Raw genomic sequence first — 24,964 nt, 5'->3', positions numbered from 1 at the left:
ACCGGTTGAGTATGAAAGGCGTTACTTTAAGAGCCTAACGGGTGTCTAGAATATCCGGGGCGATTCATCTATACGCTCGATGCTAACCAATGAGCAGTCGGAATTTGACGCGCAAGTGCTTGCTCTTACAAAGGTGACGATAGATTCAATAAATGTAAAGTCTCTTAGAAACCACCTCGGAGTAACCGATAAGTCGATTAAATCAATAACATTAATGGAAGCTCTTCTTTCAAAACTAAAATCCCCGTATTTGCCAGCCCTATTCAGCCTATTAAAAGGTATTCAATCAGTTAGATCAACCGGTGTGGCACATAGAAAGGGTACAGAGTACGAAAAGACCATGTTTAAATTAAAAATTAATGAAGGGGATTACTCATCTGAGTTCGATCAGCTTTTATTGGGAATGCTCTTTCTTTTTGAAGAGATCATGCAGTTAGATTCAAAGGGCGAAAATGAGCAATATGCCTAGCAAATCGCTGTTTTCGGTTTTCAAATCTGCTGCAAGGCGCGGCGTAATATCAGTGTCGCCTCAATGTCTGCTCTTGGCCGCAATAGGAATGATCGAGCATAGGTGCTATCGACCCTGAGCGGCCATTCTTGGAAATGCAGCAGATGCGCGAATTTTGGCTATACAGCCTAATGAGAATTAATAGCTTAAAGGACATAGGCTTGGGAGAATCTGGCAGGCTGCATTTGCTGGAACAAAACGCCAGCGCGTTCATTCAATCACAAAACGCGCCGTCTAATACACTGTTAGAGCCGGAGGGTGTACCTTGGTGAAATATCACATTCCTAAGAAATTGCCTGCGAGCTTTTTAGACAAGCACAATCTTGGGCCTGTGCTTCAGATTCCGATTGAACCAATGGACTCGGGCATACATATGCACTGCCTCGATAACGTAAAGAGCTATTTGACCTACTGCCAAGGCTCTATTCAGTACGGATGGATTTTCTCGGCACTTGGGTCGGTGATTATTAAGCTGCATGGGCACGCAGTGGTCAAAGATGGAAATGGAGAACTTTTGTGCGTTACCCCTCCCGAAGCTGCACTCGACCATCATAATTTTGTGCTAGACGACTCGGTTGCTGATTTAGTGGTAAATCAGCGACTACCAACAAGGGCATTTGCGTTGGTTGAAGACAAAGCCGTTCGCGACATGGTTGATTTAGAGAACAAATATGATCAGGCCCGTTTAAACGGTAACCACATTGGTCTCTATAAAGTCACCCATGAGCAGCAAGGGCTCGCTGTGGCGTTAATTCGTTCCATAAAAAAACATACAGGCCAAAATGACCCATGTTACTGCGGGTCTGATAGAAAAAATAAACAGTGTTGCCAATGATTGCCCTAGCCAGCGCAAGCACGGCGACGCCCACTAATTGCAACTTTGGCTCCATTCCATGGGTGCGCATGCTGCAAGCTTTATATCATTGCTCGCTGAAAGTCCGCACTTGGCCGATTTGTGCCCTTTCTTTTACAGGTTTGTTTGAGCAGGCAGAAGATATGCTGGCTCACAGTGGAGCACGGCAGCGAGCTCATATAGCTTTTCCACGGTTATTCTAACTTCGCCTCGCTCGATTCTTCCCATGTAGCTGCGGTCAATGCCAACAGCTAAGGCAAAAGCCTCTTGCGAGAAGCCTTCTTCCTTTCGCTTTTTCCTGATATTGCTTCCCAGCGTCTTCGCCAACTCACCCATACCCGCCTCATCTCCTTTTGGCGGGACTATCCTTCGTTGCGGCTTATCTAGCCACGGACTATAATCCGCATTTTCGTTTTTACCTCTCCTACGGTGATGGTCATGTCGGGTACCCCTCCTTCGATTGATGAGCGCATTTTCGAGCTCCTTTTAGACACTGATAACGCTCAATTCACTATTCGCAGCCTCCGTGACCAGTACGCACATCGACATGGCATAGCCGCAAAGCATCGCGCTGATCTGCGGCGTTTTATCTATGAAAGGGTTAAAAAGCTAATCAACACTGGCTTGGTGGAGAAAGACCATGAAAAACGCAAACGCGACCAACTCTATTTTGTGTTGTCTTCAATAAGAGATGCGAGCTTGTGCCTGGAGGGGGAAAGTTTTGAAACATGGCACCAGCGGCTCGTGTCGCAAACAAATGAAACAACAGAGAAATCCGTTATTCCAAAAGATGACGCTAGTATTGAACACCATCCCAGCACTAAGAAGGCGTCTAGCCAATATGCCTTGGAGAAAGTGTTGAAGGAAACGCAAAGTGAATTCCTTTCTACCCTGGGTGAAGTCGAGGCGTTTCGTGAGCTTATGGATGAATACCCTGATCTCAAGCCGAGTATTGTGGTGGATCATCGTGATGCTTACGACCGGAGCGCACGCTTAATGGGTCGGGTACGTGCGCTAGAAAAGTCACTACATAGGCTGAGGGGTTCATGAGCACGAGGCTGCGTAAATGGCAATCAGAGTGCTTGGAACTAGCGCAGTCCCACTATTTACTTAATAGCGACTTTTTCGTGCAAGCAACCCCTGCTAGCGGCAAAACCCGTCTGGCAGCTGAAATTACGCGATGGCTCCTTGAAGAAGGACATATTGATTTTGTTATCTGCTTTGCACCTACCAGAGAAGTGGTGGCTGGAATACAGCGCACCTTTACCGTCGTATTGAATCAGCGGTTTGGCGATACGCTTGCGTCGGTTGGGGCCGCTTATACCTACCAGTCTATGGAATATCACCCTGAGGATTTTTGGGCGTTATTCACAGAATATCGCACCTTAACCATTTTTGATGAGATACATCACTGTGCAGGCCATGATCCGCTTCTCAGCAATACGTGGGGCCAGCAAATAATTCAGCGCATCCAAAATGCAGCCACTTACACGTTAGCATTGTCAGGAACACCCTGGCGTTCGGATGACTTACCTATCGCATTAGCTCGCTACAGCGATCCAGAAGGCAAGCTCATCTGCGATTACCGTTATGACCTGAAATCCGCCATTAAAGACGGCGTATGTCGCTCGCCACGAATTACGCTTATCGATAACCCATTGATCCGCTTGACTGAAGAGAACGAGAGTACAGCATCGGTAAAAGCGTTTTCCTCATTTCAACAGTTGCTCAGTGAATCGCCAATCAGCTACGAAGACCTGTTGCGACACGACGATATCCTGAATGCGGTGCTAGAGTTAAGCATTGACCGACTTAACCAAGAACGGAAAAGTATACCTAATGCTGGCGGTCTAGTAGTGGCTACTGACATTGAACATGCCCATCAAATCGCAGAGCTTTTGCTTCACAAGGGTGAAAGCTATGTAGTGGTGACTAGCCAAACACCGAAGGCGCATCAACTCATTGACCAATACCGATATAACAGTACGCGCTGGATTGTCGCGGTCAGCATGATATCCGAAGGGACTGATATTCAACGATTATGCGTATGTGCGTACCTAAGCAGGATTCGTACGGAGCTGCATTACAGGCAGGTTTTAGGTCGTATTTTACGCAAAATGGACGACTCAGATGATAAAGCATGGCTGTATGTGATCGCCGAGCCGCTACTGCGCAAATATTCGCAGCGAATTGCTGATGATCTTCCTGAAGACCAGGCAATGCTCCAAACCCAAAAGTTGAACCTACGATTGGAGCAGGCGCGTTCCCATCAAATGAACGGCACTCAGAGGTGTGAGTCAGCTGCAGACAATGGCCAACCGTTATCAGCAAAAAAGATTAATGAGCGTGAGATGTTGTCTCTTGAGCCTCCCCTGCTAACGCTAAGCTTCTCTGAATATTACCGCCAGCATCTTTTATCTCTTATATAGTCCCTATAACTATAAGATTTTGTGGGTCAAAAATATACATTAATACCTTACGGTATAACTTTGTATATTAACGGGCCATAAGTGTCCTTCTGAGCAAGGGAAGCCTATTTCCGCGTAAATAGAAACTTTCTTAATCCTCCCATGTTGCTTGTACTACTGTATAGACGCTTGGATATCCAAGTTTAGCTACCCTGCCTTGTGACCACTTCAAATTTGAGTTGTATCTTCTACTCGGCTTGCTATATCACTTAACTATACTCATTTTTGGTTTAGGATCAGGCTCATGCCCTAAAGACTTGATCTGACTATTCAAAGCATGTATTTCTCTTAATAGATCACTAATCTGGTCGATTAGCGCCGCATTCTGGTCTCTTACTTCATGCAGGGTTTGAATGAGCTCGCGGTTTTCCTGTTCAACCTTTATATTACGTTGACGTAGTGGTCCGAGCTGGGAAATGACACGTTCAGTCAAAAGCTGTGAAAAGTTATGTTCTCTTAGCTGCTTCTCTAGCTCTATGGCGCGACTTTTTAGTTCAGCTGTGCTCATGCTGTACTTCGGTGATGGCACTCTACCTATAGGGCTGAGCCGGGCAAGCTGGTCATTCAGCTCACTAATGAAACGCACCAATGTTGGGAATTCACGCTTGTTTAGATAGGCCGCATTCTTTCCGACGCTTTCTGAAACGTTCGACAATACAATCTTCTTTGCCTTACCTTTAAGATTCACGCCATTGCTGAGTTCTTCTTTGATTGCATCACGACGCTCAAGTACATACCGATACATCCCCTTTGCACTATCACTTTTTGAACCCTCGAACTCAAACCAATCAGGATATATTTGGCTCGGTTTAGCACTCAGATCAAGATTAAACATATCAAAATCAGACATGTGCTTTTTCTCCTTCATCGATCTCTTTTAGAGCAGCAGCACAGAGCTTGAGATGAAAGTTATAAGCATTCGATAGCGGTATCAAACCTAATTTCTTGAATGAATCCATCGAGGCTTTGGCGGAAATACCTAAGCGATGTATGTCCTCTCGCTGAGCCGGTAGTGTGAGCCGGTTCACACAACCACCACACTTTTCCCAGCATGCCAGAGTTGTTTCGGCAAGCTGTGATTCTTTGTTGAAGCATTGGGCTTGAGAGTACATTTCTGGTCGTACCACACAGAAACCATATTCATGAGGTTCAATAAATCCTTCAAAAGTCTCTGCAATCTGTTCAATCTCGTCTTCACCGATGAATTCAAATGAGCCGATCATACCCTTGATGTAGTCGCCTACAGGCCCGTAAAGCCGTTCCGATCCCTCTGCAGCTCGTCCTATCAGCTCACGGATGTAATCCATTTGAAGATCGCTACTGTCCTCCTCAAAAACCTTACCCATGATATAATTGTCGGTCATGTAGCTACCGTAAGCATGTCTAAAGTGCTGGCGGATCAGTTCTGGTACAGAATTGCCTTCAAAGCGCCGTAGCGCAAATTCAGCCCATGCATGGCGACAGCTGTGGGGTTTGAAGTTTGTGATTTTCAGAGTTTCATCTAGAAAAGGATTCACATAATGATCTATAAAATAAGGGATACCAGATGGATGCAACAAATTACCCTTGCTAGCACGGTTCGGGCGCTTGCCCCCACTTAATTTTTGTTTCACCACTTTGAATAGGGGGTCCTGGAATTCAGGATCAACGTAGCCTTTGAGATCCCGTAAAACATCAGTCACTTCTGCAATAATGCCGCCGATATAACGGATTGCGCCAATTCCCTGATTAGTTTTAAAAATATACGTACGAAAGGTAGCTGTACCATCGTCGCGGATCTCAATATCGGACCCGCTTAGATGCTCCAGTTCGCTCCTTCGCGCCCCCGATAATATCATAAACACAATTAAAGCTGCGGTAGTAATATTGTCCTGGTGACGTCGAAACTCGTTAGGCCTACCTTTTCCACCGCTAAATTTAAATGCAAAACTGTTGAGCCATTTCGGGAGATCCTCCCATGTCTCGCCCCCGAACTTTGCAGAGAGCTCCTTCAGTAAACAATCGCGCCTAGCTGAATTTCTAAAATGAATGTAAGGATTATTGTCTTTTACGGTTCCAGTACTTACAAGGCCACCCACTCGGTATTGGGATGTATGAAGTAAATACCCCTGATGTGTGAAACGGGTGAGCGCGATCACCAGCTTTGTCTTATCCGAGCGTAAGAATTCAAGTGCTTGCATTAACAATGCTATCTGCTGAGGTATTGATAAGCCATCCAGCTTGGACCCCTTTTTCCAAACGGCATAGTCGAAATGAGGAGCAATTTTTGGCGCCTCATGCTTCACCAGTTTTTCAAGGATTGCGGAGATTGATATAGGTACCGAAATACCATCCACAATTAATCCAGACTGATAAGCTTTCTGCCATTTTTGATGAACTTCAAGATATCGCCTAAATACTTTATGAGAGCGAAGCCCTGGATACAGCTGGCCTTTATACTTATCTATACGTAAGAGTGCTGAAAACATGTTTTCGACTTGTGAGGTTGTCATGTCAGATAGGCGCCCATTCGGATGATACTTACGGTGCCATATAAATAAAGTCTGTAATATACGAACAGTTTCATCGACTGCGAATTTGGCTGACGTAAACCGTCCGTCGGCTAGCTCACGTTCAAGTGAAGATGACTTCGTTGGATTAGGCATCAAGACCTGCTTCGCGAAGATTTCATTATAGGGTGCTAGTTCGCAAAAGATCTCTTTAAAGTTGAGTGAAAACTCTTCGTTGGCGTTATTCTTAGGAAATATCCAGAACCAAGTGTCGTCGATGAAGCGGTTATACTTACGATCTGTGTTTGTTGAGCTTAGTTCAGGGTTCCCTACTATATAGTCACGAAGCGCAGACATTAGAATTCTCCTAATGTAATCACGAGGCTTGGAAATTGGAACGGAACCTTGCTGTAAATCTTCTTTCCGTTAGCAATAGTGACCTCATCGAACTGCTTAAGTATAAGGTTGAGGAGCATGCGTTGTGCAATGGCTAGCGGAACGAGGTGATGATTGCTCAACATTAGGCGCTCAAGCTCATCATCAATATGCTGAATTTTGTGTTGTATAAGACTCGCGTGCAGCGGCGATTTGATGATATAAGTGGTATCGTTACGTTGAATAAATCCTAGCTCGTTTACGATATAACCTTGCGCATCGGCTTGTGCTATTAGCTCTTCAGCACTAAGGTCTCCCTCCGAGGTCGTAAGCCCACACACAGTTTGGGCTGTATGTAAATCGAGTATTTCCCCTTTAAGAGACTTAGCTCTTGCCAGCTGTCCCGCCATCTTGACCATCTCATCACCCACTTGCGCTGCAAACTTTTCACGAGTTTCAATCACGATACGGTCTTGTGAGCGCTGATAATAGGTGTTTAAGCGAGTTTCAACAGTGTGATGTTGCGCAGGTGCAACTACTGAAAGTCGTTCATATAGGTCTTCTGAGTACGTAAGGGAAAAATTCTCTGATATTTCAAAATTAGAGAGGTCCTGAATTTCCTCTGCATAGATACGACTTTGAGTAATATTTGAGGGGACTAGTAGCCGCCTCTTTGAGTTATCAGATTGCTTTAATTGTGATCTAAATAAGGAAAGAAAGGCTCTATTATCAACGTATTTCTTCATCACCGCATGGTAATACGTCCCCTCAATCAATGGTATGATTACGCGAGTCTTATGCGCGAGCTTCTTCTGATTGCAAAGATTACCATTTAGAAATGTAAGTGATGAAAAACGAAATTCATCTTCTTGCACAGAGCTGAACAAGCGGTAATTAGACCTGGGTATTAGTCTGCTCTCAATAGCCTCATTAAAAGCCTCTTTTAGTCTACGTGCAACGCGGTAGAATGGAGAGCCTTTAGTGTAAATTGAACCATCTTTTTTGCCATTTCGTCCTTTAAAGCCATTTACTTTAAGTTTAGATGAATGATTACCTTCTGAAACAATTTTACCATTTGATTCCAATAAGAGAATGTCATCTGTTGTGATTCCAAGCAGCGTACTGACCTGACAACGCTCGGATGCAAATAACGCAACATAGAATGCGAGTTCATCTGGTCCATAAGGTAGCAAGAGTGCATAAGGTGTGAATACCGAAAGAACGCCAGAATTGGATTTACTATGTTTTATCCAGCGACCAGAGGATCTTAATGTGCCGTCTTCTTTAAGCATGAGCTTGAGATAAGCACGCATGTAAGATAGTGTTACTAAAGGCTTAAGTATTACTGTCCCTTCTAAATAACGGAACATATAACTATGATCACCGTTTTTCCGACGATATGTAACCGACAAGAAAAGTGTTTCGATTAGTATGGGATCATTCAGGTATAATGCAGCGTTGATCAAGATGTTTTGAATTCGATAGATAATTTTACGGATACTTTCGTCATTATTTTTTGGTTGTACTATTGAGTTTGCCAACAAGTCATAGGGCACTGACTGAGTGATTAGAAGATTACGTAGTTCATTATAAAAAACGGGGCATTCATTCTTGAATCGGTTACGTATTTTTTCCCAAATTTCGAATTGTACAAAGGCCGTTTGTCGAATTGAGTGTATATAATCAGCGTTAGTATATGGTAATTGTGGGTAGCGCTGACTAATTGAGAGCGTTGGTGCTTTAATTGTACTTTCAAATACAGGAGTCATACGCTTAATCTCGTTTAATAAGCGTATTTCAGAATTATTGAATTCATTAGGCTTGTTTTTTAAAACATTATTGATAATAGAAAGAAAATTTATTTGTAAATTTTTTGCAGTGCTCTCTGTGATTTTCTTGTTGTCTTTTCCTGTTAATGATTTGATAGCGTCGTTAATTTGCGCACCTAACAGCTTATCATCAACTTTTTGCTCGTTTTGAAGTTTTTTAAATATACGTATGTAAATATTTTTTTTTACAATAAGTGAGCTTTTTTCACCTTTCCAAAATTGGATTTGATGTGCGAGGGCTTTATGAATAATCGTATTTTTTAGACAAGTAGGTACTTGAATATCTTGATAACCAAGTTTAGCGCGCGATGGGTATCGTAATTGATCTGGATAAGGAAAAAAGAGAGTCGAAGCCTCTTCGCATACATTTGCAAAGAAATCTACGTCATTTGTTTTTACTATACTGGCCTGGTCTGACATAATCGGGTCGGCGTCGAAAGACTCCTGCTCGATTAGATCATTACTTGTTATCATTAATTAAATCCTGAAAGCGAGTTATCCATTTGCTAGAATCAGGGTTAAACCCAAACTTATTAGCTTCTAACTGATCGCCTGCTAGAACCGCTTCAAAATGTAAGTAAATATGTGTTGTTGTAATATGAGAATGCCCCATGCGTTCTTGAAGTACTTTTTCAGCTCCATTTCCCAGTCGAATTTCTGTGGCAAAATTAGTTGCATAAGAGTGACGTAAAGAGTGAAAGCGGCGGTCTTTTTCGTGCGCTCTCCAAGCGCTGCTGTCCCCGATTGCACCTTGCGCTAAGAGCTTACGAAGAGTTTCGCCAAACAATGATGTAGCGTGGTGAGTTTCGAGTGGAGCCGATTTGCTCTTATTAACTTTACAGATAAGAAGATCGGCCTTTGGGCACTTACGTTTCAATGTACCTCTCATAAAGCTGATAATTTGCCCTTTCAATTCAGATGGAATATAAACAGTACGAACTTTACCGCCATCACGACCCTTACCAATTATATCCAAATAAAAACCTTTAAATCCCCTAGATTCGGCATTAATAACAGCTTTTTTAATCCTCGTTAAAGTAATGTTAACGGGATTGACTGTCTCAGCACTGCGAAATCCTGATAAGTAAGCGAGTTTTAAAATAATTTCGTCGCGTTCTCTCTCAAACGAGCGTTTTCGCGGGTTAAAACTTAAAAAATATTTAAACTCAGCAGGGCTAATATATTGGCTAAAAAGACTGAATGGATCCGTTGATGCTAATTGTGCTTGATGTTGTTTAAGTTCGTACATTCTTTCATGACTCAACTTCCAGCTGTACTTAAAAGTCTCTTCAAGCCATCCATTTTCATAGCACCATTCAAAGAATTTCTTTAAACGGCTAATACAACCTTCTAGAGAACTACTTTTCAATTTGACAGCTCGATCATTCTCTAAGTAGTGCTTCATCTGAGAAGGAGTAATTCTATCCCATGCTCTTACAGTAGGACTGGCATAAACCGTATTTAAGAAATGTACCAAGGTGGTTGCATAACTATGGAGTGTGCGGAGTGAAACGCCTTTATGATCCCTCTGAAACGCAAGAAAGGCTGAGGTAGGAATCTCGGGAACAGTGCGATTGTTAAAGATCCCGACGTACTTTCCTTTATAGGTTGAAGTATCAATATCTAACTCGTGGTATGAGTATCGCATGTAACTTTCTCAGGCAAAGTTTACAAGCTAGTATATACAGCGTTTTTTTTATTTAAAGTGATATTCTATATTTCTGTATTTATAGAATAATTTCCTGTAGCTTGAAATATGATAAATTACAGGATTTTAGAAGCTTAACATCACTTCTCCACTTTGGTAGGCCTAGGTAGAGGGGAAGGGTCATGGATAGTTCACCGGCAGCGGGCCTTTAAGCATAGCCTACTAATTAATGACAACGCTTTATTAGCCTAGGTCGTAATAGAAGCTCGGATCTGCGCCGCTTTGTCTTGTAAAAGCGGCAAGTATTCCTCCAGCAGTGTATCCATATCAATGCGCGCTGCGTTCGTACTGATATTGATTGCCCCAAGCAGTTGCCCTGATGCGTTAAACGCAGGTACTGCTAATGAGCGCAAGCCCGAGTCCAGCTCTTGGTCGGCAATGGCATAACCCTGTTGACGTACCGTTTCAATCCGCTTTTTAAGCGCGCCCTTGTCGATAATGGTTTTATCGGTGTAGCGCTTCAGTGCGATACGCTCAAGATAGCTTTCCAACGCCCGCTCAGATAGCTGGGCAAGCAGCACGTGGCCCATTGAGGTATGGGCCGCCGGCAGACGTGTACCCACGGAAAGGGAGATCGCCATCAAGCGGTGAGGCGCGGCCGAGCGTGCGATATAGATAACATCATCACCTTCAAGCTGGCCAAGCGATGAGGATTCGCCGGTTTGCGCGGTAATATCTTCCAAGTACTGCTGGATAACGCTACGATAATTATTAGCGGAAAGAAACGAATAGCCTAGCTGCAAGACCTTGGGTGCCAGCTCGAAATAGCGCTGATGTTTGCGAACATAGCCCAAGGCGTGCAGTGTTAGTAGAAAGCGGCGCGCCTTGGCGCGGTTCATGTCGGTTCGCGCGGCGACCTCGCTTAACGTCATGCGCGAATGGGTATCGTCAAACGCCAAGATGACATCCAGGCCACTGGCAAGCGCTGAAACAAAGTCACGGCTATCGGGCGTGAGAGTGTCTTCTTGTAAAGAGTCTTTCATAACGAATGATCCACCGTTTGGACGCATTTCAAAATTCCAATGTAACATGTTGTTCGAATAGCGAACAATTATTCGTTAGTCTGTGCCATGATATATGCGCGCCTCACATTTGCTTTACTCACCATTAGGAAAGCTACTTATGGGCCAACAAAAAGTAACGGTGCTTCACGGGCCGAACCTCAACCTTTTAGGCACACGACAGCCCGAAATCTATGGTCATGAAACCCTGGATGACGTGAATAACCAGCTGCGCGAGACGGCAGTGTTGGCAGGGTGGGAAATCAACTGCTTTCAAAGCAACCACGAAGGCGCACTGATCGATGCAATACACGCCGCCCGTCAGGACGGTAGCCAGGCGATAATTATAAACCCGGCAGCCTATACGCACACATCGGTTGCCATACTCGATGCGCTAAACGCGTTCGAAGGCACTGTCATCGAAGTGCATATCTCCAATGTGCACAAGCGTGAGAGTTTTCGCCACCACTCCTATGTGTCGCTGCGCGCCGATGGGGTGATCGCAGGGCTTGGAGTACACGGATATCAAGCGGCTCTTGACGCTATTATGAAGGCTCGATAGGCGCTGTTTAAAAAGCAGCCAGAGGTTTATTAAACATTCATGCGGTTATCAGGCGTGATGTAAGAAACACACCCCTCTAATTACGAAAAAACCATCTCCGACAGCATTTTGGCGTTACGCCATCGGTAAGATTTACTTTTTGTTTTCAGTCGAAAATCCCGACCTCATTCGCTTGGCCATGATAGAGAACATGCATCATGGCCGATTTCTGTCGCAGCCAAGATGCATTCGATGGTGAGTCAAAGCGACTGCTGAATGACGGTTGCAAACGCCTTTCCCTCTCTTTAGCGTATAGTTCGAATGGCGAACATGTGTACAAATGTGTTCAGTTTCGCATGTCTAAACTGTTCTTGTGGTTCTCTATAACGCTAAAAGGAGGCTAAGCGCCCATGCCTGCTGGATTTTTAAAACATCCTTTTATGAGCCGGTACGCGTTAGATGCGTGCTTCCGGGTGGGATGCACTGGGGCTTGAGTGGATGGACGCCTTGGCTGAAAAGCTAGGTCTGGCAGCACCGGTATTGCCATGGCATACCGACCGTTACCCTATCCATGCGCTGGGCACGGCGCTGGATGCCGTAGCGGGCGCTGCCGAGAAACTGGCCTTGGATGTATCGCTTCTCACCCAGACTGAAGTAGGCGAGGTGGCCGAGCCTTCAGCACCGGGGATGGGCGAGTCCTCCTCGATGCCCCATAAGCGAAACCCGGTGCGCAGTGCGCTGACCTGGGGCTTGACGCTGGGTCTGGTGTGGGCGGCGGTGCTAGCGGCAAGCCCCTGGCAGTCCAGCCGTTATCTGATGGCGCGCAATGAACACGTAGTGATGCGCTCGGCCATGCTTACCGCCGTGGCGCTGGCGATTTTCTACGCCTTGATGATGATGACCGGCGCGGCGATCAACCTTTACGATTCAGGGCTTGATCCTGAACGCTCCATGATCTGGGTGGCGCTCAACATACTGCCGACCTGGCTTGGCGTGGTCATTTTGACCGGCGTGTTCGCCGCGGGGCTGTCGTCCTGCTCGACGTTTCTGTCGATCATAGGCTTTAGCCTTTCCAACGATATCTTGCCCGCTTCGCTGGATGAGAAATCGGCCATGCGCAAAAGCCGTATCGCAGTGCTGGCGGCGGGGTTGATCGCGCTGTTGCTGGCGCTATTCCAGCCGCCGGCGGTGATGTCGGTGGTGTGGTTTGCCGCTACGCTGTTTGCTTCCTCCTGGGGGCCGGTGGCGCTGATGAGTATCTGGAGCAAGCGCATTACCGCTGCGGGCGCTGGCTGGGGCTTAGCGGTGGGATTTGTGGGCAATGTTGCGATCTCGATGATGATTCAGGCCGAGTGGCTTAGCCTACCGGTGCATCTGCACCCGGTGCTGCTGAGCACGCTGATGGCGCTTGTGGCGATTGTGCTGGCCTCTCGTGTAACCCGCGTTACCCAGGCCGAAAAAGTCTACCAGGCGTTTCTGCATGAGTTTGATGCCCAGGCCGTCAGCGGCTGGATGACGGGTACGCGTTTGATTGCGCTCTGCACCATGCTGTCCGGTGTGGCCATCGGAATATTCCTGTGGCAGCAGTATGCGGTGACGCTGGCTGGGTTTGCCACTCAGTTTAATGTGGATGCCAGTGCCGTGCAGGGCGGCTACGCCCTGGCGATTGGCTGTGGCAGCATGTTATTGATGGCTGGGGCAGTGGGCTTCTGGGTGGTTCGCCCTCGCCAGCAGAAGGCATTAGCCGCGCGCATGACCAGCTAGTCGGGGAAGCCATTCATCGGCTGTCAGGCTTAACCGCTCGCCCATTGGGCGGGCGGTTATCTTTTTTGCCAACCGGGAGACAATGTAATGCAGCTAAGTCCTTACCAACGCGGTCCTTACCAACGCGGTCTGCTTATGGTGATACTGGGCGTGGTGTTTCTCAGCTTCGACGGCCTGCTGATCCGCCTGGCGGATACCGATGGGTGGACCATCGTTTTTTGGCGCGGCTTTCTGATGTTCAGCGTGCTGGGGCTGTTGTGCCTGGTAGGCAACCGGCTGGTCAGGCTGCGCGCTAATCCGTTCTCGTCGCTGGTCTCGGCAATACTGCTGGGGCTGATTTCAGCGCTTTTCGTGCTCGCGGTGATGAACGCCAGCGTGGCTAACGTGGTGGTGATTCTTAGCACTGCGCCGCTTTTCGCCGCACTGTTTTCACGGGTGTTTCTCAAAGAGCGTGTTGCCTTGCGAACGCTGGTGGCGATTGTCATCTGCATGCTGGGCATGAGCCTGGTCTTTATGGGCGAGGGCGCCACGGGGATGCTGGTGGGCAACTTGTATGCTCTGGCTGCGGCACTGGCGATCGGGGGCAATCTAACGGTGCTGCGCCGCTATCCCGATATTGACCGTATCGTGGTGATTGCCGGCGGGGGCTTGCTTTCGGCGGCCATCGCGCTGCCTTTGGCCGCGCCATTTTCGTTGGATGCTCCGCGCTACGGCGTACTCGCTGTGATGGGGCTTATCCAGATGCCGCTGGCTACCGTGCTGATCAACAGCGCCACGCGCTATCTACCGTCGACCGAGGTGGCGCTTTTCTATCTGGTGGAAACGGCGTTGGGCACGCTGTGGGTGTGGTGGTGGCTTGGCGAAGAGCCTACGGCCTCGACGCTGGCGGGTGGGGCAATGGTCATCACCGTGCTAGTGGCGCATGCGGGGATTGGCCTGCACCGGGAAAGGCAGCGTTTGCGGCTTTATCCGGGGTTTGTAGGAAAGTAAGCGGCTGTGTGAATGGTTTAAATCCGTTTGGGGCCATTAAAGCCAGATTTGGTGGGCAGCGGACTCGAGTAACTCTACGCGAGGGCGCTGTGAACCCTTCCTTGGGCGCTACTTTCGCCATCCTTGGCGAAAGACCCTCGCTACGAGTTACTCGAGACTGCCGCGTGCTTCAACGCAATCGTTACGTAAAAGAAAGCCCGCCGGTCGGCGGGCTGAAAATCACATCACTAGAAGCACTCATTACCTAGCGCAGTACCCCCTCCTCCTTGAGCAGTTTGAAGATCGCCTCGGCGCCCTGTTCTGGGGTGACATCGTTAAGCGTTTGCCCACCGCCGCCATCGGCTTTGGCGGCGGCAGCCTTGAAGCGGTCGCGCGCCGAGGAGGACTTGACGATCTTGAGCCGTTTGGGGCGTTTGCGTGCTGGCTGAATGTGCCACGTGCCCAGCGCTTCATCGATCGCGCTGGGTTCTAGGTGGATAGCTAGCTCGCCACGTTTGGCCGGGCCGAAGGCGCTCTGACGTGCTGGAGGCGCGCTACTATCCACGGTGGCAATCGCCGGCAGGCGAATGCGCAGGCGCCGGCGCTTGCCGCGGGGTAGGGCCTGAAGCACCACCGCCGTACCCTGCTCGATTTTCTCGACTGCGGCCAGGCCGGTAATGATCGGCCAGCCCAGCGCCTCTGCCAGCAGGTAAGGCGTTATGCCCGAGGCCTCGCCGGTTTCAGCGCGGGTGCCGGTCAGCACCAGTTGCGCAGCGCTTGCGCGCAGCGCTTTGGCCAGCGCAGGTATTACATCGGCCTGGGGTTTTTGTTCGATCAAGTCGACAGAGTCGATACCCATGCCGAGATAGCCGCGGATGGCCTCTTCGTTTTCACTATCCTGCTGGCCTGCATGCAGCAGGCTGACCGAAGCGCTTTGCAGGGTCAGGGCCATTTCCACGGCGCGGGCGTCCTGATCTGAGCGGCGGGCTCGCGCGGTCAGCGGATGGCGACCTACTGAGACCAGCACGGTAACGTTTAATCCGCTCGGTGTGGATGATTTGGCATTTGTGTTACTGACATCATGCGGCATCGCGGTTCTCCTGCTGCTCGGCGCGGTACTGCTCGACGCGTTTCACTAGTGCGGCGAGCACGGCGCTGGCATCGCCGATCACGGCAAGATCAGCGCGCTTGACCATGTCGCAGCCTTCGTCGAGGTTGACGGCCACGACCTTGTCGCAGCTCTGAATGCCCTGAAGGTGCTGGATGGCGCCGGAGATTCCAATCGCCACGTAGACGCGGGCAGATACCCAGGTGCCGGTGGCGCCTACCTGGCGATCCCGCGGCATAAAGCCGTCGTCCACCGCCACGCGTGACGCGCCCTTGGTGGCGCCGAGTACGTCGGCAGCGTGGTGATAGCTGTCCCAATCCTTGACGCCGTTACCGGCGGACAGAATGAATTCAGCTTCAGCGAGCGACACGCTGGCCGGGTCAACCGCCACTTCGCCCATATCCTCGATACGTCCGAGCACATCGGGAAGGCCTTGGGAAAGCGCGATCGGCTCCGCCGCGTGGCGGGTCTCGCTGACCGGGTCGGCGCACTCGGCCAGGGCCAGCACGATACGGGGCAGGCTGCGGGTAATATCGCTTCTACCCGCTGCACCACGCGCGGTACAGCGCCAGCCGGTCGCGCTTTCAGCGTCTGCCTCGACCTGCCAGACCTGAGCGGCCGGGCGCTCGCCAAGCCGTGCAGCGAGGCGTCGGCCCAGCTCACCGCCGACGCTTGAGTCGGGCAGTAGCCAGTAGCGGGGCGCCATTTCACGATCAACGCCTTGCAGGGTGGCGACGCTAAGCTCAGGCAGATAGCCCGAGAAGCGCTCACCTTCCAGATGCATTAGCCGGTCAATGCCCGCCTCATCAAAGGCGGTTTCTTTATGCTCGCCAAACACGATCGCCAGCACGGCGCCGGGTTGGGCCGGGTCAGCGTCGGCCAGCTGGCGGGCAAGCCCCAGCAAATCACGGTCGTGAGATGAAAGACGCCCGCCGGCCATATCGGGCACCACCGCCACCATAAACGCTGGCGCATCGATAACCACGTGCCGTCGTGCATCCTTGGCCTCAGTACTGCGCCCCGGCGCCTGGGCTGCCTGCTGGGCGCCGCTGCGATCGATACGCCGAATGCCGTTGGGGCCTATAAAACCGACCGCGTGGGGGTTACGGCGCATCACGCCGTTGGGCCCCATCCATTCACTGGCCACCGCGCCGCCACCCAGTTCGGCCAGCACCTCAAGGTGCTGCGGGTGCAGACGGTTACGGGCGATCCACGCTTTGCGAGGGTCGCGACGAACAAGCTCGCTCATGGCGTTGCCTCCAGGACGGTGCGCGATGCTGCTGGCGCGGGCTTACTTTGGGTCGCCTTGTCGTCAGGCGTTTTGATGATCAACGCATCGGCGACCAGCTCGGCAATATCCTTGATGTCAGCACGGGGCTCAACAACGCCTTCAAGCATGGCAGTACACTGCGGGCAGCCCACCGCAACCAGGTCAGCACCGGTTTCGCGAACATCTTCCATACGCATATCGGGGATACGCTGTTTGCCGGGGATATCGGTGATTGGTGCGCCGCCACCACCGCCGCAGCAGCGCGAGCGGTAGCCGGAGCGGGCCATCTCTTTTACTTCAATGCCGAGTGCACGGAGTACGTCCCGAGGGGCTTCGTACTCGCCGTTGTAGCGGCCGAGATAACACGGGTCATGGTAGGTCACGCTGCCGCCTTTCCAGGCCTTGAAGGTGAGCTTGTCAGCGAGTACCAGCTCGTTGATATAGGTGCTGTGGTGCTGCACATGATAATCAGCAGGTGTCTCCGGCGTTCCAAGTTCCCCATACTCGTTTTTCAGCACGTGGAAACTGTGCGGGTCGCAGGTAACGATGCGCGAAAAGCGATACTGGGCAAGCGTTCTGATATTGCGTTTGGCCAGGCTCTGGAAGGTGGCTTCATCGCCCAGGCGCCTTGCCACGTCGCCGCTGTCGCGCTCCTCGGTACCCAGTACGGCAAAATCCACGTTCGCGGCACGCAGCACACTGATAAAGGCGCGCAGGGTGCGCTGGTTGCGCATGTCGAACACGCCGTCGCCCAACCACAGCAGCACTTCGGCTTCGCGCTTGTCGGCCATCAGCGGCAGGTTGAGATCCGCCGCCCAGTGCAGGCGCGAATCCGGATCAAAGCCGCCCGGGTTATCTGTGGCGATCAGGTTATCCAGCACCTCCGCGCCCTTGTTGGGCGTGTTGCCGTGCTCAAGCGTTAGAAAGCGGCGCATATCGACGATGGCATCCACATGCTCGATCATCATCGGACACTCTTCTACGCAGGCGCGGCAGGTGGTGCAGGACCACAGTGTTTCGGCATCCACCAGCGCGCCGCCCGCACGGTCCACAATCGGCCCGTGAGGCGTACCAGCATGCTCGCCCACCGGCTTGCCGGGGTAAGGGGAGCCTGCGTAGTTGGCATCGCTGCCGCCGGCCATGCCGACCACCATATCCTGAATCAACTTCTTGGGGTTAAGCGGCTGGCCAGCGGCAAAAGCCGGACAAACGGCTTCACAGCGCCCGCACTGGACGCAGGCATCGAAACCTAAAAGCTGGTTCCAGGTGAAGTCGGCCGGCACTTCGACGCCCAGTTTTGTCCGGTCGTCATCAAGCGCCAGCGGCTTGAGGCCGGTTGACCGGTGCTCCCCTCCAGCGCGATTTGAAAAGCGCTCCGGGCGACGATGGAAGGCCAGGTGCAGGGCGCCAGCAAAGGCGTGCTTCATCGGTCCGCCCCAGGTCATGCCGAAGAACATCTCGCCCAGGCCCCAGACGATGACCGCGGCCAGCACTAAGGCCGCGATCCAGCCCGCGCCGCTCTGGAAAATGCCTTCAGGCAGAATACCCGCGGTGGGCAGGGTGACTACGAACATGCCGATGGAAAATGCCATCAGGCTCTTGGGCAGACGCATCCACGGGCCCTTGGAGAGCCGTGAGGGCGGCGGGCTGCGCCGCTTGGCGACCAGCAGGCTGCCTATGAACATGCTGATGGTGGCGGCTAGCAGAACCCAGGCAAGAATCGTGCTGTCCAGGCCAAAGCCGTGAACCACGATAGCCAGTAACGCGGCCAGCACAAAACCGCCGGCAGTGGCCACGTGGGTGTGTGAAATGTACTTGTCCCGCTCGACGACGTGGTGCAGGTCTACCAGGTAGCGCCTGGGAACCTGCATTAGGCCGCTGATAGTTGGTACAGGAGAGGGCCGCCCCTGGCGCCACAGGCGCACCCGGCGCACGGCACCGATGGCGGCAAGCGCGAGCGCAGAAAACAGCAGAATCGGCAGAAGGGTATCAAGCATGGCGTCTCTCCTCTCAGAGACACCGTAAGTACAAAACGTCATGAGCCGTGCGGCCCATGACGTTCAGCTTACAGCGTTATTGTCAGAAGTCCTTGCAAAGCCGCAGCGCGTCATAAATAGCAGCGTGCGTGTTGCGTGGCGCGGTGCAGTCACCCAGGCGGAACAGCGCGAAACCATCACCGGTTTCTTGTAGGCAGGGCTGGGGCTTGATCGCGTAGAGCGCTTCGAGATCCATCTGGCCCTTGTTACGCGACTGCTCCTTGAGGCTGTAATAGAGTGCTTCATCCGGGCGAACGCCGTTTTCGACCACCACCTGATCCACCACTCGCTCTTCCAGCGCGCCGGTGTACTCGTTTTCGAGCACTGCGACTAGCGAATCGCCTTCGCGGTAGACCTTATGCAGGGCGAGATCCGAGGTCATGATGACTTCTTTGTCGTACAGGCTGCGGTAGTAAGTGGGGAAAGTCGTGCCCCCTACCGCCGCACCTGGCTTGATATCGTCGGTAACGATCTCGACTTTTGATCCTTTGTCGGCCAGGTAGTCCGCCGCGGAAACCCCGGAAAACTCGCAGATGGTGTCAAAGATCAGCACGTTTTTGCCTGGTGCCACCGTACCGTTGAGAATATCCCAGGTACTGACCACAAGGCTCTTGTCTTTATCGCTGTCGTAACCCCATTCCGGCACCTGCGAAAGGAACGGTTGCCCGCCGGTGGCCAGAATCACTACATCCGGACGCAGGTCCTGGATGGTCGCCTCATCGGCCCTGGTGCCCAGACGCTGATCCACCTCAAGACGGTTGAGCTCCAACTGATACCAGCGCGTGATACCGGCAATCTGGTCACGTTGGGGCGCTTTGGATGCGATGGTGATCTGGCCGCCGATCTGCTCACTGGCTTCAAACAGGGTAACGTCGTGGCCGCGCTCGGCGCACACGCGGGCGGCTTCCATACCCGCCGGGCCGCCGCCCACGACGACCACCTTGCGTTTGGGACCTTCGCTCTTCTCGATGATATGCGGCAGGCCCATGTACTCGCGTGAGGTGGCGGCGTTCTGGATGCACAGCACGTCGAGGCCCTGATACTGGCGGTCGATGCAGTAGTTGGCGCCTACGCACTGCTTGATCTGGTCAATCTGGCCCATCTTGATCTTGGCGATCAGGTGTGGGTCGGCGATATGGGCGCGGGTCATGCCGACCAGATCCACATAGCCGCCTTCCAGAATGCGCTGCGCCTGGTTGGGGTCCTTGATGTTCTGAGCGTGAATGACCGGAACGTTGACCACTTCCTTGATGCCGGATGCCAGATGCAAGAAGGGCTCCGGCGGAAATGACATGTTGGGAATGACGTTGGCTAAGGTGTTGTGGGTATCGCAGCCCGAGCCAACCACGCCGAAGTAATCGACCATGCCGGTGGCGTCGTAATACGCGGCGATCTTTTTCATGTCCTCGTGGGTCAGGCCGTCCGGGTGGAACTCGTCGCCGGTGATACGCATGCCCACCACGAAGTCGTTGCCCACTTCAGCACGCACCGCCTTGAGTACTTCCATGCCAAAGCGCATGCGGTTCTCAAAGCTTCCGCCCCACTCGTCGGTACGCTTGTTGACGCGCGGGCTCCAGAACTGGTCGATCAAATGCTGGTGCACGGCGGACAGCTCGACGCCATCCAGCCCGCCTTCCTTCGCCCGGCGTGCCGCTTGGGTGAAGTCATAAATGATGCGGTGAATTTCTTCAACTTCAATGGTTTTACAGGTCGAACGGTGAACCGGCTCGCGGATGCCCGATGGTGACACCAGTGTTGCCCAGTCGTAACCATCCCAACGTGAGCGACGGCCCATGTGGGTAATCTGAATCATGATCTTGCCACCGTGCTTGTGCACGGCATCCGCCAGATTCTGAAAGTGCGGGATGATGCGGTCGGTGGAGAGGTTGACCGAGCTCCACCAGCCCTGGGGGCTATCGATAGAAACAATCGACGAGCCGCCACAGATGCACAGACCACAGCCGCCCTTGGCTTTCTCTTCGTAGTATTTGACGTAGCGCTCGGTGGTCATGCCGCCGTCGGTGGCGTAGACCTCGGCGTGGGCCGTGCTGACCACGCGGTTGCGGATGGTCTGGCTGCCGATCTGGATCGGCTTGAAAAGTGCTTCGAATGCCATGACGACACTCCTCAGTGCTTGGGCGTGACAACAAACAGGCCGTGCTCACAGCCCTCTTCGGCGCCGCTTTGGGTCTGCTCGGCAACCGTACGCATCTCGCTTCCCCGCGCCGCCAGAATCTGGTCCATGGCCCCGGCGAACCAGCCGGTGAACATGTACTCGATCTTGCGGTTCACTTTGCCCATCTGGTACACGAACGCGCTGTGCTCAAGACGCACGCGAGCGGTACCCGCATCCAGGTCGATGTCTTCGGTGATGAACAGGCCCCAGCCGCGCTGGGAGAGGCGTTTCATGTAGTGCTCGAACACGTCCACGCCTTCAAGCCCGTGGAGCTCGGCCTCTTTCTCGCACCAGTGCCAGGCGCTCTTGTAGCCGGCGTGATAGAGAATCTCGGCGTATTTTTCGGCGCCCAACGCTTCCTCAACCGCCATGTGGTTGTTGACGAAAAAGTGGCGCGGAACGTACAGCATCGGCAGGGCATCGGTCGTCCAGATACCGGTTTCGCTGTCGACGTCAATCGGGAGTTCGGGGGCGGTTGTGGTCACGGTCGTATTCCTTACACTTATATTTATTTGAAAGACATTGAGTTATTCAAAGGCTTCCAGGGTCTTGTCGAACGGTAGTGCAGGCGCTTATTCGCCCCACACGTCCTTCAGAGTGCGCACCCAGTTCTCGCCCATGATCTTTCTCACCTGGGATTCACTCATGCCACGCTTCAAGAGCGCTTCTGTCAGGTTGGGGAATTCGCCGATGGTACGGATGCCTTCCGGGTTGATGATCTTGCCGAAACTGGTCAGGCGGCGGGCGTAGCCCTTGTCATGGGTCAGCCATTCGAAGAAGTTCTGATCATGGCCCTGGGTGAAGTCGGTGCCGATACCGATGGCGTCTTCACCCACGATGTTCATGATGTACTCAATCGCCTCAACGTAGTCGTCGATGGTCGAATCAACGCCCTTCTTGAGGAAAGGGGTGAACATGGTGACGCCGACAAAGCCGCCGTGGTCGGCGATAAATTTGAGTTCTGCATCGGACTTGTTGCGCGGGTGCTCTTTAAGCCCGGAGGGCAGGCAGTGGGAATAGCACACCGGCTTTTTGGATTCGAGAATGACTTCTTCAGACGTCTTGGCGCCGACGTGGGAAAGATCGCACAGCATGCCTACGCGGTTCATCTCGGCAACGATCTCGCGGCCAAAGCCGGAAAGCCCGCCATCACGCTCGTAGCACCCAGTACCCACCAGGTTCTGGGTGTTGTAGCACATCTGCACGATGCCTACGCCAAGCTGCTTGAAGATCTCGACGTAGCCGATCTGGTCTTCAAAGGCGTGGGCGTTCTGGAAGCCGAAGATGATGCCGGTCTTGCCCTCTTCCTTGGCACGCATGATGTCACGCGTAGTGCGCACCGGGCGTACCAGATCGCTGCACTCTTCCATCAGCTTGTTGGAGGCGACGATGTTATCTACCGTTGCCTTGAACCCCTCCCACACCGAGACGGTGCAGTTGGCCGCGGTCAGGCCACCACGGCGCATGTCTTCCAGAAGCTCACGGTTCCATTTGGCAATAATCAGGCCGTCAATGACGATGGCGTCTTGGTGCAATTCAGCAGGGTTCATAACGTAGCTCCAGAATTGTTTATGTAGGGAGCATAGCGTTGAGGTGGTGTCGATCTGCGCTTGGAAACGACGACGGAAATTCCAAAAGCGTCATCGTGTGAAAAGCACGTGCAGGAAACCTGGCGAGCAGCCGGGTTAAGCGGTACAAAAGAAAACGGGGAAGTCACAAAAGCAAAGAAGGTGGCGTGATATGGCAAAAGGCTTAACGAAAAAGAGCCGCCTTTTAGGCAGCTCTGATATCAACGACTAATGCTGTGTCAGCTAGTACTCTTTCAATTAGAACGTTTTCAATTAGTACGTTTTCAATTAGTACGCTTTCAGGTAAGCAACGGCACGCTGGCAAAGGTGGGTTCGCCCTGTGCATAGGCAAGCGCCAGCAAGGCGCTCGATGTCGGTTCGCTGCTTGCCGGTTCTACTCCCCAGCGTTTAAGCAAAGGGGGCGATTTTTCATATTTCTGGCGCGTATGGATGCCCAGACGTTCATCGCGCGGCGGAATACCGAAGCATTCGCGGTAGCACTTGGAAAAGTGCGGGGTTGAAACAAAGCCGCACACCGAGGCAATTTCGATGATGGATAGCGGCGTCTGTTTGAGTAGCTGACGTGCACGCAACAGACGAAGTTTCAGATAGTAGCGCGAGGGCGAGCAGTGCAGGTAGCGCTGGAACAGGCGCTCCAGCTGGCGACGGGAAACGTCGACGTAACTTGCCAGCTCGTCGAGCTCAAGCGGCTCTTCAAGGTTGGATTCCATCAGCGCGACGATTTCCAGCAGCTTGGGCTGGGTCGTGCCCAGCACGTGCTTTAACGGTACGCGCTGCTGATCCTGCTCGTTGCGCATACGCTCGTAGATGAACATTTCGGAAATGCCTGCCGAAAGCTCCTTACCATGATCGTGAGCGATCAGGTTGAGCATCATATCCAGCGGTGCCGTGCCGCCCGAGGCGGTAAACCGGTCGCGGTCGATGGAAAAAAGCCGCGTGGTCAGCACAATCTTCGGAAACGCTTCCTGAATGGACGCCAAGCATTCCCAGTGAATGCTGGTTTCGTAATGATCCAGCAGGCCCGCCTGACCCAGCGCCCAGCTACCCGTACAGATAGCGCCCAGGCGCCGTAGCTGGCGCGACTGCGCCTGCAGCCAATGCAGGTGATCGCGGCTGACACTATGCTGAGGGGCGACGCCGCCACATACCACGACCCAGTCAAGTGACAGCGGTGCATGCATTGAGGCATCAGGCGTTACATGCAGGCCGTCGCTTGCGCGAACCGGAGAGCCATCCTGAGTCAGCATGTACCAGCGGTAAAGCTCGCGCCCCGCTAGCTGGTTGGCCATGCGCAGGGGCTCAATCGCTGATGCCAGAGAGATAAGGGTGAAGTTGTCCAACAGCAGAAAACCGAGGGTTTGCGGTACGTTCGAGTGACCTACTGTGGTGGGTTTTTTTACTTGATCAATTGTCATGGTCTTTACCTCTATCACCTAAACGTCATTGGTTTTCTTTTTATTATCTGTCTATGTCGCTGGCGTCTTGTTTTGGGTCCCTGCGCTAGATACTTACTGCTTACCTGCATATTGGCACGAATGACACTTATACTGACAAAGCAATCTGAAAAGCAATTCAGCAGATGTCGCAAATAGAACACTGGAAGTCGCCACTGGGGCGATTAATGGAGATGTAAGGCGGGCATCAGTGATTAATGAAACGTTTGTTTCAAAGTTAAACGTCGTTTTAATAACTCATTGAACCCAAAGGTTTTACATTTAAAAAAACGCTATAAGCTAATAAGCTAAAGAACGTAAGGAGGCATCAATGGCCAAGTTTTTCAAGGAGTTCCGCGAGTTTGCCGTTAAAGGCAACGTGGTGGATATGGCGGTGGGGATTATTATAGGCGGCGCTTTTACACTGATCGTACAAAGCCTCGTCAAGGATGTCATGAACCCGATTATCGGCCTATTAGTGGGTGGTATTGATTTCTCCAATCTGTTTGTCGTGCTTAGTCAGGGCAGCGTTGCAGGCCCTTACCCCACCTTGGCGGCTGCTCAAGCAGCCGGAGCCGTCACCCTAAACGTTGGGCTGTTTATCAATGCAGTGGTCAGTTTCACGATTGTGGCCTTTGTGGTCTTCATGCTGGTTAGAACGATCAACCGCTTAAAGCGTGAAGAGGTGGAAGCGCCCAAAAGCCCGGTCGAGAAGCCCTGCCCGTACTGTTTCATGACCGTGCCTATCAAAGCCGTCCGGTGCGGCCACTGCACGTCCGAGCTGCCGGTGCCTACAGAGGCTGAACAGCAATCTCTCAAGGCGGCATCGCCTTAATTTTTTAATTAG

The 24,964-nt window shown here is 51.9% G+C and carries 21 protein-coding genes; 8 read left to right on the top strand and 13 right to left on the bottom strand.

What is annotated here, in order from left to right:
- Positions 1 to 79: 79 nt before the first annotated feature.
- Both ACT3R7_RS19100 and ACT3R7_RS19095 read left to right on the top strand, forming a co-directional pair.
- Positions 80 to 469 (top strand): hypothetical protein, encoded by a 390-nt coding sequence (locus ACT3R7_RS19100; protein WP_496199377.1) that lies wholly within the window; start codon positions 80 to 82, stop codon positions 467 to 469.
- Between the two features lie 307 nt (positions 470 to 776).
- Positions 777 to 1,343, top strand: a complete 567-nt coding sequence (locus ACT3R7_RS19095; protein WP_496199376.1) for a YecA family protein — start codon at positions 777 to 779, stop codon at positions 1,341 to 1,343.
- A gap of 132 nt (positions 1,344 to 1,475) precedes the next feature.
- Here ACT3R7_RS19095 and ACT3R7_RS19090 read toward each other — a convergent pair whose 3' ends face one another.
- Complete coding sequence (locus ACT3R7_RS19090) at positions 1,476 to 1,697, bottom strand: helix-turn-helix domain-containing protein (RefSeq protein ID WP_496199375.1); 222 nt, start codon at positions 1,695 to 1,697, stop codon at positions 1,476 to 1,478.
- A gap of 102 nt (positions 1,698 to 1,799) precedes the next feature.
- On the opposite strand from ACT3R7_RS19090, the gene ACT3R7_RS19085 reads away from it, so the two are divergent.
- Positions 1,800 to 2,411, top strand: coding sequence for a hypothetical protein (locus ACT3R7_RS19085; RefSeq protein WP_496199374.1), 612 nt, complete (start codon positions 1,800 to 1,802; stop codon positions 2,409 to 2,411).
- The gene (locus tag ACT3R7_RS19080) at positions 2,408 to 3,790 is read left to right on the top strand and encodes a DEAD/DEAH box helicase (RefSeq protein ID WP_496199373.1); all 1,383 of its coding nucleotides are present in this window, start codon (positions 2,408 to 2,410) and stop codon (positions 3,788 to 3,790) included. The genes ACT3R7_RS19085 and ACT3R7_RS19080 overlap by 4 nt, the downstream gene beginning before the upstream one ends.
- A 244-nt stretch (positions 3,791 to 4,034) precedes the next feature.
- On the opposite strand, the gene ACT3R7_RS19075 is transcribed toward ACT3R7_RS19080, so the two are convergent.
- The 5 genes from ACT3R7_RS19075 to ACT3R7_RS19055 all read right to left on the bottom strand — a co-directional run bounded on the left by ACT3R7_RS19075 (position 4,035) and on the right by ACT3R7_RS19055 (position 11,213).
- Positions 4,035 to 4,679 (bottom strand): hypothetical protein, encoded by a 645-nt coding sequence (locus tag ACT3R7_RS19075; RefSeq protein ID WP_496199372.1) that lies wholly within the window; start codon positions 4,677 to 4,679, stop codon positions 4,035 to 4,037.
- The gene (locus ACT3R7_RS19070) at positions 4,672 to 6,675 is read right to left on the bottom strand and encodes a hypothetical protein (RefSeq protein ID WP_496199371.1); all 2,004 of its coding nucleotides are present in this window, start codon (positions 6,673 to 6,675) and stop codon (positions 4,672 to 4,674) included. Before ACT3R7_RS19070 ends, ACT3R7_RS19075 begins: the two co-directional genes overlap by 8 nt.
- Positions 6,675 to 8,996, bottom strand: a complete 2,322-nt coding sequence (locus ACT3R7_RS19065) for a hypothetical protein (RefSeq protein ID WP_496199370.1) — start codon at positions 8,994 to 8,996, stop codon at positions 6,675 to 6,677. The genes ACT3R7_RS19070 and ACT3R7_RS19065 overlap by 1 nt, the downstream gene beginning before the upstream one ends.
- Complete coding sequence (locus ACT3R7_RS19060) at positions 8,983 to 10,170, bottom strand: tyrosine-type recombinase/integrase (protein WP_496199369.1); 1,188 nt, start codon at positions 10,168 to 10,170, stop codon at positions 8,983 to 8,985. The genes ACT3R7_RS19065 and ACT3R7_RS19060 overlap by 14 nt, the downstream gene beginning before the upstream one ends.
- 248 nt (positions 10,171 to 10,418) lie before the next feature.
- Positions 10,419 to 11,213: an IclR family transcriptional regulator domain-containing protein gene (locus ACT3R7_RS19055; protein ID WP_193091810.1), complete on the bottom strand. Its 795-nt coding sequence runs from the start codon at positions 11,211 to 11,213 to the stop codon at positions 10,419 to 10,421.
- A 139-nt stretch (positions 11,214 to 11,352) separates the two neighbouring features.
- Here ACT3R7_RS19055 and aroQ point away from each other — a divergent pair, with 139 nt between their 5' ends.
- The 3 genes from aroQ (at position 11,353) to ACT3R7_RS19040 (ending at position 14,526) form a co-directional block, all read left to right on the top strand.
- Positions 11,353 to 11,793, top strand: coding sequence for a type II 3-dehydroquinate dehydratase (aroQ, locus tag ACT3R7_RS19050; RefSeq protein ID WP_193091809.1), 441 nt, complete (start codon positions 11,353 to 11,355; stop codon positions 11,791 to 11,793).
- Positions 11,794 to 12,231: 438 nt separating this feature from the next.
- Positions 12,232 to 13,536 carry a sodium:solute symporter family transporter gene (locus tag ACT3R7_RS19045; protein WP_441676105.1) on the top strand — a complete coding sequence of 435 codons (1,305 nt, stop codon included), beginning with the start codon at positions 12,232 to 12,234 and terminating at the stop codon, positions 13,534 to 13,536.
- Positions 13,537 to 13,623: 87 nt separating this feature from the next.
- Positions 13,624 to 14,526, top strand: a complete 903-nt coding sequence (locus ACT3R7_RS19040; RefSeq protein WP_193092589.1) for a DMT family transporter — start codon at positions 13,624 to 13,626, stop codon at positions 14,524 to 14,526.
- Between the two features lie 244 nt (positions 14,527 to 14,770).
- Here the strand turns inward: ACT3R7_RS19040 and etfB are convergent, their stop codons facing one another.
- From etfB to ACT3R7_RS19005, 7 genes are all read right to left on the bottom strand, one after another.
- Positions 14,771 to 15,595 (bottom strand): electron transfer flavoprotein subunit beta, encoded by an 825-nt coding sequence (gene etfB / locus ACT3R7_RS19035; RefSeq protein ID WP_193092588.1) that lies wholly within the window; start codon positions 15,593 to 15,595, stop codon positions 14,771 to 14,773.
- Entirely contained in the window at positions 15,585 to 16,862 is a 1,278-nt protein-coding gene (gene etfA, locus ACT3R7_RS19030) for an electron transfer flavoprotein subunit alpha (RefSeq protein WP_193092587.1), read from the bottom strand. Before etfA ends, etfB begins: the two co-directional genes overlap by 11 nt.
- Positions 16,859 to 18,880, bottom strand: coding sequence for a (Fe-S)-binding protein (locus ACT3R7_RS19025; RefSeq protein ID WP_193092586.1), 2,022 nt, complete (start codon positions 18,878 to 18,880; stop codon positions 16,859 to 16,861). The genes etfA and ACT3R7_RS19025 overlap by 4 nt, the downstream gene beginning before the upstream one ends.
- An 82-nt stretch (positions 18,881 to 18,962) precedes the next feature.
- Positions 18,963 to 21,035 (bottom strand): dimethylglycine demethylation protein DgcA, encoded by a 2,073-nt coding sequence (dgcA, locus tag ACT3R7_RS19020; protein WP_193092585.1) that lies wholly within the window; start codon positions 21,033 to 21,035, stop codon positions 18,963 to 18,965.
- An 11-nt stretch (positions 21,036 to 21,046) separates the two neighbouring features.
- Complete coding sequence (locus tag ACT3R7_RS19015; protein WP_193092584.1) at positions 21,047 to 21,580, bottom strand: DUF5943 domain-containing protein; 534 nt, start codon at positions 21,578 to 21,580, stop codon at positions 21,047 to 21,049.
- 87 nt (positions 21,581 to 21,667) lie between these two features.
- The gene (locus ACT3R7_RS19010; protein ID WP_193092583.1) at positions 21,668 to 22,645 is read right to left on the bottom strand and encodes a dipeptidase; all 978 of its coding nucleotides are present in this window, start codon (positions 22,643 to 22,645) and stop codon (positions 21,668 to 21,670) included.
- A 317-nt stretch (positions 22,646 to 22,962) separates the two neighbouring features.
- Positions 22,963 to 24,099 (bottom strand): choline metabolism transcriptional regulator GbdR, encoded by a 1,137-nt coding sequence (locus ACT3R7_RS19005; protein ID WP_193092582.1) that lies wholly within the window; start codon positions 24,097 to 24,099, stop codon positions 22,963 to 22,965.
- A 349-nt stretch (positions 24,100 to 24,448) separates the two neighbouring features.
- Between ACT3R7_RS19005 and mscL the strand changes: the two genes are divergently transcribed.
- Positions 24,449 to 24,952 (top strand): large-conductance mechanosensitive channel protein MscL, encoded by a 504-nt coding sequence (gene mscL / locus ACT3R7_RS19000; protein WP_193092581.1) that lies wholly within the window; start codon positions 24,449 to 24,451, stop codon positions 24,950 to 24,952.
- Positions 24,953 to 24,964: the final 12 nt, after the last annotated feature.

This window comes from Halomonas sp. AOP43-A1-21 (genome assembly GCF_052376775.1).
GTDB classification, from domain to species: Bacteria; Pseudomonadota; Gammaproteobacteria; order Pseudomonadales; family Halomonadaceae; genus Vreelandella; species Vreelandella colorata.
The sequence above is the reverse complement of the archived record's forward strand: the minus strand, read 5'-3'. Positions and strand labels throughout refer to the sequence as shown.